Genomic DNA, 12,511 nt, shown 5'->3' with positions numbered 1-12,511 from the left:
TCTGCCCTCACCCAAAGTGCCTCGAGCAAAAAGAATCCTGCATTGCAACCTGTGCCGTCATTGACTCCGTTCGCCAGCCGCGCGACGCTATGTGTAAATGGCTGAAAAAGAAGCTCAATCCTGCATAACCGCACAGAACTGGAAACGTTGACTCAGATTCCGACCTGCAGGCTGGCGCAGTAAAAGGAGGGATCCTGTTGAACGCTGTGTTCTTCCACCTGTTCTGCGCCCGGTTTGGCTAACGCCTACACGGCTAAAGCTTTCTGTTTGTGAAGCGTGGCGCTCTCCGCGACAGCAATGGGCAAGGAAGCGCTCCCCGTAGCGCTGGCGTGGTCAGGTATGTTTACAGGTAACAGCAGTCTTGAGTCAGTTGTTGATATAAAACGAATGGCTTTTATGGCGTCAGCTCCTACCGATATGCCCTCGTCTTAAAAAAGCGCCGTTGTGCGGTTTCTGAAAAGGACACTTAGGTTCACTCGTTCTTTGCCGAAAACAACATGGGTACGACAACACCATAACCGGAGAGAATGATGAAAGTATCGACACGACTGTCTGCTGGTTTTGCTTTTTTGATACTGCTTTTTGTCATCAGTTCAGCGGTTGCGATCGGCAACTTGCTTGAGACACGTCAAAAAATTGATGAGATCGTTAACACCAACCTCAAAAAAGTGACACTGGCTAATGATGCGGGTACGGCGCTGAGAAACATGCTCGTTGAGGTGAGAAACATGGCGCTCTTCTCTGATCAAAAAGCAATTGAGAATGAGTGGGGCCGCTTTGAAACTCAGAAAGGGGTTTATAGCCAGAAACGCACTGAGCTCGCCGCCATGATTGAGCGCGACCATAACCAGCAGGAAATTGGTCTGCTCAGGAAAGTGCAGGAGAATGAACAGGCCGCGCTCACGACACTCGCGACGGCGGCAAACATGGGCAGGCAGAGGCAACTGAATGGCCTCGCAGATTATCTGACCAACGTTGTTCGTCCTCCTCAGCAAATCCTTATCTCCAGTCTCAACGAACTCACAGACATGCAGCGTACCTTTGCTGAAAACACCGCCGTGGAAAGTCACGCATCCGCCAGCCGCGTTATGAAAACCTTTATTGTTCTCATCATTGCAACCGTCATGTCCGGCGCCCTGATTTGTCTCTTCATCTGCAGGAAGCTGATGCGCCAACTGGGCGGTGAACCTGCACAGGCTCAGGCGCTGGCCGCGACCATCGCCGCCGGGGACCTCACCTCCACCGTGCTGCTGCGTCGCAACGACAGCAGCAGCCTCCTCGCCTCACTGGACAGCATGCAGGCCAGGCTGCGCGGCCTGGTATCGCAGATAAAGGATGCTTCCACTTCGGTGGCGCTGGCGGCCGACGAAATCGCCCAGGGCAACACCGAGCTGTCGTCCCGCACCGAGCAGCAGGCCGCCGCCCTGCAGGAAACCGCTGCCAGCATGGAGCAGCTGACCGCCACGGTAAAGAGCAACACCGCTGGCGCGCAACAAACCGCCGAGTCAGCCCGCGATACGGCCCGCCTGGCCCGTTCGGGTGAGGCTGACGTGCAGCGGATGTCTGGCACGATGCAGGATATTTCCGTCAGTGCCGCTAAAGTCCGGGACATTACCTCGGTCATTGAAAGCATCGCGTTTCAGACCAACATCCTGGCCCTGAACGCCGCGGTGGAGGCGGCGCGCGCCGGTGAGGAAGGCCGCGGTTTTGCCGTGGTGGCCGGTGAGGTCCGTACGCTGGCGCAGCGCAGCGCCACGGCGGCCCGCGACATCAAGGCGCTTATTGAGCAGGCCGTTGAGCAAGTGGAAAGCGGCGTTGCCGTGGCCTCCTTGACCGGGCAGAGCATCATCAAAATTGTCGGTATGGTCGGGGAACTGGCAGAGGCAATGGACACTATCTCTCAGGCGTCGTCCGAGCAAATGCAGGGGATTGCGCAAGTCAGCGTGGCGGTGAGCCAGATGGACGGCGTAACGCAGAACAATGCGGCGCTGGTCGAGGAGTCGTCTTCGGCCTCGCGTTCGCTGTCTGAACAGGCACAGGCGCTGCGCGGTATGGTCGCGGCGTTTCATGTCTGAGAACGGGTTGTGGGTTCATGGTGAAGCATATTTTCTGTTTTCGTAGAGCATCCCGGTTCAACGGGTGCCGGCACATGAATTCAGCCCTGAGCCACAGCACAGAAAATCACAGGCTTCAGGCTGGCATTGCTGCCGTTGTTGCGCACGTATGACAACAATCGCCACACCCGGAGTAGCCAGCCCCTTTTCACGCTCTCTCGCCTGATTTTTACGATGGCATGACACAGCGAATCTCGATGAGGTTCGCTGTTCACTAACGCCTCAACGTCGGAAAAAAGAGGATGCTCCCGGCAAGCCTTCGTCTACATGGGTTTTAAACCCGACGACCATATTGCCTTTGGGCATGCCACAGCACGACAAAATATCGTTCTCGTCGGTGATGCCGCCGTTATGGTTCATCTCTCCTTCCCCTTCCACGCATTTCACCTTGCAGGAGCCGCAGATCCCCATCCCGCACGACCAGGAAACAGGCAGCCCAGCTTAAGGTGTCAGCCAGTGACGTTTTCTTCGCGTTTACAATAGCTCCGGCCACGTCATAATCAGCTTTGCCTGCACAGGCTCGGCCAGCAGGCTGGGATCGGGCTGCCAGCTGTCCCAGTCGTGGAAAGCACTGAAATCAAGCCCGGTCAGGGTTTCCAGTGAACGAACCGCCACGCGGTATTCGTCCACCTGCGGCACCGCTTCCGGTTGTAAAAGCGGCAACACGCGGCGCGGCTCATCCAGCAGCTTATCCTGACTCACCAGCAACGCGGTGGCCTGCGGCGTACCCTGTGGCCCGATGCGCAACACCACCTTCCAGAACATCAGCGGGACCTGTAAATCCCCGTACTGCCGATGTTGATCGTTCAGTACCGGGCCGGTCAGCACACTTATTTGCTGTTTAGTCTTTAACACACCGTATTCCAGAATATAGCGCTCAACCCCTTGCCAGTACTGCACACTCTGGTTAAAGCGAAAATGCTGCGGAGAGCAGTTAGTGAAGTGGAACGTGTCTTTATTGGCGCGCACCGCTTCCGCCGCCGTGCCCCAGGTGGGATCGCTGCGGCGGGTAAGATGACCGCGATCGAACCAGCGGCTGAACGCGCTGTAAAACGACTGACCAGTAACATAGCGGCTGTCGATGCGGCTGTCTTCATACCAGCGGTCACCTTCGGGCAGCAGAGAGGGCTGACCGCTGCCGCGATCAACGCTGATATAGCGTGCGCCATCAATGTTGGTGGCGGTAAAAAAAGCCAGCCGTCGTTCGGCATTCATCAGCAGAGAAAAGTGCTCATAATTCAGCCTGGCGTCAGCGCCGTTGCGCCCGTCACGCAGAGGGGCAACTTCCCCTGCCCGCGGCGCAATAATCTGTGCCATATCGACAGGATTGTCCGCCAGAAAGTCTGCCTGGAAACCGTCGCGATTAGGGTAATTTTCATCTGGCGCGGCGGCACTGGACTCAGGCAGTAGCGGTGCAGTACTGGCCGTGAGCGCCTGCATCAGGATTGCCTGCCCATGAGGGAACAGCGCTGGCAACTCGCCCTTCAGCCAGTCGGTGAGCGCACTCATGCGAATGCCTTCGTTAACCCATTTTCCGTTCTCTTCCACGCCGCCGTGATGCAGCGCCACCAGTTGCCAGCTGTCATTAAAAACCGGGGCGCCTGACGAACCGCCATCACTGTCGGCTTCGTAATGCAGAAACTGTTCATGACGTGCCAACAATGCATTATTGCGCAGCGAGACCTGCTGCGGTGCGCCACCGGGATGATGGATGAGATTGAGGCCGATGCCCAGCGCATGCTTATCGTTACGATCGTTAAGTGCCAGCGGCAGCGGTTGCTCACCGCTGTCGGTAAGCGCCTCGCCAAGCGCTATTAACGTACAGTCAAACGCTTCCGTTGGGCTGGTGAGCCAGAAGCTGTCGGCATCCACCGCATAGAGACGTCCTGGACGAATTTCGCCGGACTCGCTCTGGCGATAACCGAACTGCAGCGTGATGCGCCCCGAAATGGGGGCTTCAGGCAGCACGTGATGATTCGTGACGAAGAGGTTGCCATAGGTCAGAAATCCACTTCCCTTAGGTATGCCATCTTCTCTGACCAGCGCGACGGCGCGGGCTGCGCGTAACCCCTGCTGTAAAAATGATACCGGCAGCAAGTCGTTAGCGCCAATAATGACGCTCTGGCGGGCCCGCTGTTGAAATGCATAGCGCTGCGCGCGTCGTGAGTCCGGTTCCGCCTGCTGGCCCTGGCTGAGCGCAGTGCGCGTCTGCTGCCGTTGCCCGGCCGTGATCGCCAGCCTTGAGGCTATCTGCGCTTTCAGTTGCTCGTTCATTCGCATCTCCATGGTTGGGTTTGCACCCTTTAACCATAGCTGTTTATCACGGAACAGGCGGCACATTGCGGCGCTGCGACACAGCGGCTAACCTGCAGAAAACAGGGTCTCAATAAGACGGTTTCGGCGTCTTAAACTGGCCTTGCCTGACGATTTGAACGGCTCTCCATGCGCTAAACTGTGGATGAAATAACCAGGCTGCTGAATCCTTCAGCAAACGATCCAAAAGTGGGTAAAACCGCTTTGACTCAGCGTGTCACCTCCATTACTATGCGCCCTGTAGCACGATTCCTCTGTAGTTCAGTCGGTAGAACGGCGGACTGTTAATCCGTATGTCACTGGTTCGAGTCCAGTCAGAGGAGCCAGATTAAAGAAGCCCGCTCAGGGAAACCTGAGCGGGCTTTTTGCTTGCACTCGTTACCACACTGCGCAGCCCGGTATGTTCTACCGGGCTTTTTTCAGTTCATCGCAGGTTAGCGTGAACCAAAAGAAAACGGCAGCCAGAACGTTTAGGTTTGTATGCGCCAAAACACACCCTGAACCTTCAAAGCCGCCGTTGCCATGAAGGATTCAGTGTCTCTTCATACACTGAAATTTCCCACGACACGTTGCGGTAGGTGACGTGGATGACGGGGCTTCAGAACAGGCTGAATCATCCTGCTAAACGGGGATTTTACTGCTATATCCCCACCCGCATGATTACGCTGTGGTAATATCGCCCCTTACCTTCTCGTCACCTGGCAACTCACTGAGCACTATGACGGACACGACAAAACGCAAAAACGATCCCGAAGGGCTTAAAAAACGCATTGTGGCTGGCGCACTTAAAATCTTTGCGGAGTTCGGCATGCAGGGCGCCCGGCTGGAACAGATCGCCGAGCATGCTCAGACGACGAAACGCATGGTGGTCTACCACTTTGGCAATAAAGAGCAGCTCTATATTGATGTGCTGGAGCAGGTTTATCAGCAGATCAGGGAACATGAAACCGGCCTGAATCTGGCGGCAATGGAACCCGGACAGGCCATTACGAAACTGGTTGAGGCCAGCTTCGATTATCACGTTTCGCATCCTGATTTTATTCGGCTGATCTGCATGGAAAACCTCTCGCGTGGACGCTACATCTCACAATCCGTGCGGCTGAGCCAGCTTAACCGCAGCGCGCTGGATCTGCTGGATGACATCCTGACGCGCGGTCAGCAGCAGGGGCTGTTTATTCAGCCGCTGGACACGCTGGATGTACATCGCCTTATCAGTAGTATCTGCGTCCACCAGGTTTCTAACCGGTTCACGTTTAATACGCTGTTTAGTCCGGACAAAAGTGAAGAGGATATTATCAGTCGCAACCGCCAGTTAGCGGTGACGGCCACGTTGCGTTACATCTGTCAGCAGCAGTAGGCACACAGGGTGTTCAAAGCCATAGTCTATGCTTAAGCGGTATTCTTAATATTACTTAAGTAAGGAAAGCAGCTTGAGCAAAGACGCCAGTCTCTATCCACTTCGCCAGACCCACCTTGATCCACAAGATGATGCAGTCTGGAACTGGGCGCAAAACGCACAGATTGGTACGCAGCAGCAGGTTAAACGCCCTGCTGATGAGGCCGCACTCCGGCAGTTACTGCGTGAGTCCAGCGGCAAGGTGCGCGTAACCGGTAAAACCTACTCTCCTGGCAGAATGCTGGCCGTGCACCCCGATGATTTGCTGCTGGATCTGAGTGCACTTTCCGGCCTGATCCGCAGTGATGCACACAGTGTCACGTTCGCCGGCGCGACCCCGCTGGAACAAATCTACAGTACCTTAACGGAAATGGATCGTATGCTCGCCTCTTCACCCGGCGTGATTTCGGTTCAGACGCTGGCTGGCGCAATGGCTACCGGCACTCACGGTCAGGGCCTGCACCAGAGCTCGATTGCCGATGAAGCTGAGCACATTCGCATGGTGCTGAGTGACGGCTCGGTCCGGGAGCTGTCACGTGGCGACGCAGATTTTCCTGCCGCGCTGGTGTCGCTGGGCGTGCTGGGCATCGTGACCGAAGTGACCCTGAGTACGCAGCCGTTTCGTATTTTCACCTGCCATAAAAATGCGGTGTCGGCGGACAGCCTGGAAAGTGATTTGCTGCGCTGGAATGAGGAGTACGAACTCAGCAAAGCCTGGTGGTTTGTGGATGACAACCTCATGCACGTCTGGAATGCACATCAGGCCAGCGAGGAGGAGATCCAGCATTATACGCTGAACGATCGTGAGGTAGTGGAGCACGCCGACGAAGGCGATGACAGCCTTAACGACACGATTGATCAGACGCTGGAACACATGCACCGTGACACCCAAATTCACGGCAAGGGCGGCAAACAGTTCCGGACCGTTACGCGTTTTCGGGATTTTACCGATGTGACAGGCGACATTTATCAGCTGTTCTGTCGCGGTATCGCCGTGCCGCAGATCAACGTCGAAATCGGTGTGCCGCTGGAAAAAACGCCAGCGGTGATCAGCAAGATTAAACGCTGGTACGCCGAGAATCGACCGCATATGCACTATCCCATCATCCTGCGTTGTACCGGTGCGTCATCGGCATGGCTGAGTCCGTCCTTTGACCAGCCTACCTGCTTCTTTGGCTTTGTGGTGTATTACGCTGATGACGGCTCCCTTTCAGAAGCGGGCCTGCACTTTTTAAGTGAGGTGGAGAAGCTGCTGGCAGAAGAAGGCGGTCGCCCTCACTGGGGCAAGTATTACGACGCCTCGCTGTACCGCTGGCAGGATCTCTACCCGCACTGGGCGTCCTTCCGTGCTCTGCGTGAGCAGTTCGATCCGCAAGGCCGTCTGAGCAACGACTACACCACTGACCTGTTTAATCAATTCGATGAGGGATGATATGTTTGCCTGGGTAACTTTACTGACGCAACCGGATTATCTGGTCGGCGTAAAAGCGCTGCACCGTTCACTCACTCAAAGCCAAACGCGTTGGCCCCTGGTCGTGATGGCAACCGCTGCCATTGATGACCAAGAGTGCGCGATCCTGGAAGAGGAAGGCTGCGTAATCCAGCGTGTGGAAGGGCTTTATCCGCACAGCGATTTGAAACCGCAGTATGCATCTGAACGTTTTGGTGAAGTCTGGACCAAACTGCGCGCCTGGCAGTTAACCGACTATCAGCGGGTGGTCTTTCTGGATGCCGATATGCTGGTACTCCAGAACATGGATGAGCTGTTCTCGCTGGATCTGGGTGGTCATACGCTGGCCGCCTGCCATGCCTGTCGCTGCAATCCGAATCAGATCGAGGCCTATCCAGATAGCTGGCAGCCCGAGTTTTGCCACTACACCTGGCAGGAACGTGAGGAGTCGCCACCCGCACATGTGGATTATTACCTCAACGGCGGCTTTCTGGTGCTGGAGCCTGATAACGCCGTTTTTGAAAAACTTGAAGCGCGCATTGCCGCTATAGAAGACCTGAGCCAGTACGCCTTTTCAGAGCAGGATTTGCTGAACGAGGCTTTTGAAGGCCAGTGGCTGCCGCTCCCCTATGTCTACAATGCCCTAAAAACGCTGCGCTTCCAGCACGACAAGCTGTGGGAATGTGAAGATGTGAAGAACCTGCATTACATTCTGGATAAGCCGTGGCAGCGCGATCTGTTTCAGCCTGTTAGTCAGCGTGACCGCTATTATGCGATGGATAAGCTGTGGTGGGAAAAAGTCTTAGCCTGATCAGCATTAACCGGCCCCGGCATTACGAACGGGGCCACATCCGGGTCATAGACGGATTTTGTATAATGTCACTCAAAGGCTATACCGCCATCCAGCGCCTTTCTGTCGCCGATAGCGCGATGGCCTCAAGCACCTTCTGCACCTGCAATCCCTCTGCAAAATCAGGCCACATAGGGTCGCCAGCGGCAACGCCATTAATGAGATCGCGAATTTCTACCGTTTTCTGATCGTTAAAGCCAATACCATGTCCCGCTGAGACGCAGAAGTTAGCATAGTCCGGATGCGCGGGCCCGGTCAGCAGGGTTTTAAAGCCCTGCCGCCCCGCCGGTTCATCATGGATATAGAGCTCCAGCTCAGCCATGCGCTCCTGAGTGTAACGTAGCGTGCCTTTGGTGCCGGTCACAACATAGGTCAACCCCATTTTAGCCCCGCAGGCGATACGCGAGGTTTCAATCACACCGTGCGCACCGTTGTGAAAGCGCAGCAAGGCACTGGCCTGATCTTCATTTTCAACCGGTAACTGACGGCTGTGATCCTTTGGGTCAGGACGGGTTTTAATCACCGTCATCATGTCCCCACTGACTTCCGCAATATTGCCCACCAGGTAGTGCGCCATATTGACGATGTGCGCCGCCAGATCGCCCAGCGCACCTAACCCGGCCAGCGCTTTCTGGCAGTGCCAGTCAAGTGGCGTTTCCGGCCTGGCCAGGTAGTCTTCGTTGTGCGTGCCGTAAAAGTGCACCACCTCGCCAATTTCACCGCGCGCGATGATCTCTTTTGCCAGCTGACTGGTCGGATTCTTCATATAGTTGAAGCCCACCAGGGTTTTAACCCCTGCTGTATTGGCCGCTTGAACCATTTCCCGCGCATCGGCCACCGTCAGGGATAAGGGCTTCTCGGAATACACGTGTTTGCCGTTAGCAATGGCGGCCAGCGCCATCTCTTTATGCAGGAAATTGGGCGCGCAGATGTCCACGACATCAATATTCGGGTCGCTCACCAGCTCGCGCCAGTTACCCGTAGAGCGGGAAAAACCAAAGGTGGCGGCCTGCTTTGCGGCCAGTTCGGGATTAATCTCTGCCAGCATTTCACGCACGATCTCCCCTTTTAACGCAAACACCGCGGGTGCCTGGGCATAGGCAATCGCGTGGCAACGACCGATATAGCCGCTACCGATCATGCCGATTCTGACTTTGTTCATTTTAACTCCGGGCTGACAGAGGAAGGATTAAATGAAATTTAAATTCCATTTATGGCTAATTCAAATTAAAAATGAAATAAATGTGACGCACCTAAAGAACATTCGTCAGGGAATGTCGGTCAAGGCTTTATAAAAATGAAACGGAGATTCTGTTTACTGAATAAAAGGTGCAAGCTTACAGCTATTCGATTGCGTCAGTACGCTAAGCGAAGCGGGTAAAACGCGGGAGTTGGCGAGTATTTCAGCAATTAGACAGTTTTGTGAAAAAGAGCTTTGACAAGCCTGCGGGACGTCGATAATATGCGCCCCGTTCAAACGATTCCTCTGTAGTTCAGTCGGTAGAACGGCGGACTGTTAATCCGTATGTCACTGGTTCGAGTCCAGTCAGAGGAGCCATCTTCCTGTTTTCAAGCCTGCTTATACGTTCCTGCTCAGCCAGGTTGCCGTAAGTTAGCGTGAAAATCTTCCCCGACGCATATCGACCTAACCTGCGCGTCCGGCGAAATGAGTCGTACGATTTCTTTCATTTCAATTCGATAATGGCATGACAAACCTGTCCCCTGTCAGCCCTGAAAATCCGTCGTATTACGTCTTGCAAAACCCCTGAACTGACCGATTCTAATGGTCCGTCTCTGCTTGTTTATTCAGGCGATTCACATCTTTAGTATTCAACTGTCGCTTCATCCGAAAAGAACCCTGTATCCTGCGGGTGCACCTCCGCAGGTTTTACTTTTTTCCGGTGCCCGCCAGCAGCGCGAGTTTATCCGTTAACGACTGACAAAGAATAGCAGTCTCGCGCGGCAACCCCTGGCTGAGAGCGTCGCCGCGCGAGCGAATAATACGTTGAGGCCGTCGCGCAGGCATCGTGCAAAACCCGTAAGAAACGATTCGTTGCACCGCCCTGCGGGTTTAAAGCACAAAACCGTAGTGAGAACCATTCGGCAGTTCGACATCCAGGCGAAGCTTGCCACCGGTCGCTTCAACATAGCGTTTGAGCGTAGACAGCTTCAGGTCGCGCCCTGGTTATGGCGGTACAGTATGAAGGTATTAGCGCTCTCGGGCCTGCAGGTTTGTGACAACATGCGCAGGAAGCATGAGGCTTCGCCATGCAGACATGCAGCCATGCAGTGGTAATGCTGAAAGCGTTGAAAACAGTCAGATGATATCTGCCCTGACTACGAATTTTTCTTTACCGGCTGTCATAATGCCATTAAGGCGGCGAGTGACAACACCGTCAGCAAATGTGCTACGACACGGAAACTGCCTTTTAAGGTCTTGATTTATTGATCATAATGACCATTTCTTATCTCCCGGTTCCGCGCCTTTTTACTTTGTCAGAGAAGGTTATTTCAACCGCTTTCATCACGTCAGAAAGTTAAGATTATTCCTGTTTTTCATTTCAAAATGATTAAATTATTTAAATATTTGAAACTTTCTTTAGATTAGAAACCTCATCTTTTTTACTCGCATAACGCAATATGGGGATTTTTCATGGCTATTGATATGTTTCTGAAAGTTGATGGTGTAACAGGCGAATCTAACGACTCAAATCACAAAAACTGTATTGATGTGTTGTCATTTAACTGGGCAGCTGAACAACCCGGCAATATGAGTGTTGGCGGGGGCGGGGGCGCAGGTAAAGTCAATTTCCAGGACCTTTCTGTTCAGGCGTTAATTGACAAAGCCACTCCAGCGATTCTCAAATTCTGCGCCAGCGGTAAGCACGTTAATAAAGTTGAGCTGTCCATTTGTAAGGCTGGCGGTTCACAAATCGAGTATTCCCGAATCGTGCTTGAAGACGTTTTGGTGACAAAGACGAATTTTAGTGGCGTTGGCCATACCGACACTATTATGGTTAATTATTTATTTCAGGCGTCGAAAGTTAATCTGCATTACTGGGAACAGTCTTCTCAAGGTACTAAAGGCGCTGAAACTAAATCTGGCTGGGATATCAAACAGAATAAAGAAATTTAATCAATGTTGGAGATCCAGCGATGTCAGATATTACATCCGAGATAACGAGCGTTCTCTCCGATCATTCCCGGTTTAATGCAAAGCAATTAGATATTATCATCGCGTTCGTTAATGAACTGGATAATGATACTTTGCATCAGTTTGAAAACGGTTCTGAGCGGTCAATTATGTCCAGCTACGAGCAGTTATTGGCTGCAAGCAAGCGGTCGGGCAGACGACAATATGATGAAGAATATGAGCTGGAATCTCTGACAGGTTCCGATCGACCTAACATCACAATGCGAAGCAATTCTGCCTTCTTTAATCGCTTCAAAACGTCACCGGCGAATTTGATGGGTTATGGCGGCAACATCTACAGGGATCAGACAAAAAGTTATTACGATATGGCCGGCAAAATATTGACAACCGTAGGAGGGGCTGCCACTTTCGGTGCCGGTACAGCCGTCATTGCCGCAACGCAAGTGGGTTCATCCCTGACCAGCTTAGCGGTACGTTATGCCCTCTCTTCCGTCGGCGCCACGGGCTTAGCAGGCGGCGCTATGGTTGCAATGCGTAATAACTTTTCAGACATACAGGTTGCCACGAATAAAGATTTTCTGGAAACCGTGAAATCTGTTGCCAAGCTACGTAACAAGCTAAACGATTTCTTTCGAGGACTTTATAATAAGGTCTTAAAAGATACGGGAAAAGCAGAGACAGCACTCAATGATGAAATGGGCTCACATCCGTTACGTTATTCGGCCGGCTCGGAAAACCAGCTGGTACGAACAAATCTCACGCCTATCCAAAGCCTGATAACGCAGGATTTTGCGAATCCGAATTACGATATTAACGCCAAAATTCTGCCGCAAGGGACGGATGCCGAATGGCGTATTGCTGTTGTCAGCATGCGTGGTGGTGAGCGGATATTGAACCGTACCAATGTGGACGTGCTGCAACAAGTGGTTAATCGACTTTAGCGGCGTTCTGTTCTTCGCGGTTTGAACACGCCATTGGCAGTAATGCGGCCCATGGCGTTTCTAAACTTGTCAGCCAGCCCCGGGTGACCCTCTTGTAGCACAGCGCTCTCCTTTCGTCTGTTATCAAAGGTAAATTATCCTGAATCGTGACGAAGAACAGAAATTACCCATGGCGTTCGAGTTGATACAGAGAATGCAATTTTAGAGAAGCCCGCTTATATGAACCCGAGCGGACTTTTTATGTTGAATGTGTTCTGGAGCGCGCAAAAACTACCCTACGTTGAAGCTCATGC

Annotated in this window: 9 protein-coding genes, 2 tRNA genes and 1 pseudogene; 8 read left to right on the top strand and 4 right to left on the bottom strand. The window is 53.2% G+C overall.

Annotated elements, in window-relative coordinates; translation table 11 throughout:
- The first annotated feature begins 530 nt into the window (after positions 1 to 530).
- A complete protein-coding gene (locus GKC68_RS08420) occupies positions 531 to 2,075 on the top strand; it encodes a methyl-accepting chemotaxis protein (protein ID WP_342656881.1) in 1,545 nt (514 codons plus the stop codon).
- Between the two features lie 261 nt (positions 2,076 to 2,336).
- On the opposite strand, the gene GKC68_RS08415 is transcribed toward GKC68_RS08420, so the two are convergent.
- Together GKC68_RS08415 and GKC68_RS08410 are read right to left on the bottom strand one after the other, a co-directional pair.
- Positions 2,337 to 2,549, bottom strand: a complete 213-nt coding sequence (locus tag GKC68_RS08415) for a 2Fe-2S iron-sulfur cluster binding domain-containing protein (protein WP_318528927.1) — start codon at positions 2,547 to 2,549, stop codon at positions 2,337 to 2,339.
- A gap of 39 nt (positions 2,550 to 2,588) precedes the next feature.
- Positions 2,589 to 4,388, bottom strand: coding sequence for a DNA/RNA non-specific endonuclease (locus GKC68_RS08410; protein WP_342656754.1), 1,800 nt, complete (start codon positions 4,386 to 4,388; stop codon positions 2,589 to 2,591).
- Positions 4,389 to 4,677: 289 nt separating this feature from the next.
- Between GKC68_RS08410 and GKC68_RS08405 the strand changes: the two genes are divergently transcribed.
- The 4 genes from GKC68_RS08405 (at position 4,678) to GKC68_RS08390 (ending at position 8,084) form a co-directional block, all read left to right on the top strand.
- Positions 4,678 to 4,753: transfer RNA gene (locus GKC68_RS08405), tRNA-Asn, on the top strand.
- A gap of 392 nt (positions 4,754 to 5,145) precedes the next feature.
- A complete protein-coding gene (locus GKC68_RS08400) occupies positions 5,146 to 5,784 on the top strand; it encodes a TetR family transcriptional regulator (RefSeq protein ID WP_028724824.1) in 639 nt (212 codons plus the stop codon).
- 73 nt (positions 5,785 to 5,857) lie between these two features.
- Positions 5,858 to 7,255 (top strand): D-arabinono-1,4-lactone oxidase, encoded by a 1,398-nt coding sequence (locus tag GKC68_RS08395; RefSeq protein ID WP_342656753.1) that lies wholly within the window; start codon positions 5,858 to 5,860, stop codon positions 7,253 to 7,255.
- 1 nt (position 7,256) lies between these two features.
- Positions 7,257 to 8,084 (top strand): glycosyltransferase family 8 protein, encoded by an 828-nt coding sequence (locus tag GKC68_RS08390; protein WP_342656752.1) that lies wholly within the window; start codon positions 7,257 to 7,259, stop codon positions 8,082 to 8,084.
- Positions 8,085 to 8,163: 79 nt separating this feature from the next.
- Here the strand turns inward: GKC68_RS08390 and GKC68_RS08385 are convergent, their stop codons facing one another.
- On the bottom strand, positions 8,164 to 9,285 hold the full coding sequence (locus tag GKC68_RS08385) for a Gfo/Idh/MocA family oxidoreductase (protein WP_047714357.1): 1,122 nt from the start codon (positions 9,283 to 9,285) through the stop codon (positions 8,164 to 8,166).
- A gap of 320 nt (positions 9,286 to 9,605) precedes the next feature.
- On the opposite strand from GKC68_RS08385, the gene GKC68_RS08380 reads away from it, so the two are divergent.
- Positions 9,606 to 9,681, top strand: a tRNA-Asn gene (locus GKC68_RS08380).
- Between the two features lie 513 nt (positions 9,682 to 10,194).
- Here the strand turns inward: GKC68_RS08380 and GKC68_RS08375 are convergent.
- Positions 10,195 to 10,308 (bottom strand): annotated as a pseudogene (locus GKC68_RS08375) (transcriptional regulator); the annotation flags it as partial.
- A gap of 468 nt (positions 10,309 to 10,776) precedes the next feature.
- Between GKC68_RS08375 and GKC68_RS08370 the strand changes: the two are divergent.
- Together GKC68_RS08370 and GKC68_RS08365 are read left to right on the top strand one after the other, a co-directional pair.
- Positions 10,777 to 11,259: a type VI secretion system tube protein Hcp gene (locus GKC68_RS08370; RefSeq protein WP_342656751.1), complete on the top strand. Its 483-nt coding sequence runs from the start codon at positions 10,777 to 10,779 to the stop codon at positions 11,257 to 11,259.
- A gap of 20 nt (positions 11,260 to 11,279) precedes the next feature.
- The gene (locus GKC68_RS08365) at positions 11,280 to 12,218 is read left to right on the top strand and encodes a hypothetical protein (RefSeq protein ID WP_028724828.1); all 939 of its coding nucleotides are present in this window, start codon (positions 11,280 to 11,282) and stop codon (positions 12,216 to 12,218) included.
- Positions 12,219 to 12,511: the final 293 nt, after the last annotated feature.

It is taken from the genome of Pantoea sp. RSPAM1 (assembly GCF_038816185.1).
Classification (GTDB): Bacteria; Pseudomonadota; Gammaproteobacteria; order Enterobacterales; family Enterobacteriaceae; genus Pantoea; species Pantoea ananatis.
Note: the sequence above shows the minus strand (reverse complement) of the source record. Positions and strands in the feature narration are given on the sequence as shown.

What these genes read in the sequence shown, in the direction of transcription:
- GKC68_RS08420 (WP_342656881.1), top strand. Translation starts at nt 531, where the DNA reads ATGAAAGTATCGACACGACTGTCTGCTGGTTTTGCTTTTTTGATACTG.
- GKC68_RS08410 (WP_342656754.1), bottom strand. Translation starts at nt 4,388, where the DNA reads ATGAACGAGCAACTGAAAGCGCAGATAGCCTCAAGGCTGGCGATCACG.
- GKC68_RS08400 (WP_028724824.1), top strand. Translation starts at nt 5,146, where the DNA reads ATGACGGACACGACAAAACGCAAAAACGATCCCGAAGGGCTTAAAAAA.
- GKC68_RS08390 (WP_342656752.1), top strand. Translation starts at nt 7,257, where the DNA reads ATGTTTGCCTGGGTAACTTTACTGACGCAACCGGATTATCTGGTCGGC.
- GKC68_RS08385 (WP_047714357.1), bottom strand. Translation starts at nt 9,285, where the DNA reads ATGAACAAAGTCAGAATCGGCATGATCGGTAGCGGCTATATCGGTCGT.
- GKC68_RS08370 (WP_342656751.1), top strand. Translation starts at nt 10,777, where the DNA reads ATGGCTATTGATATGTTTCTGAAAGTTGATGGTGTAACAGGCGAATCT.
- GKC68_RS08365 (WP_028724828.1), top strand. Translation starts at nt 11,280, where the DNA reads ATGTCAGATATTACATCCGAGATAACGAGCGTTCTCTCCGATCATTCC.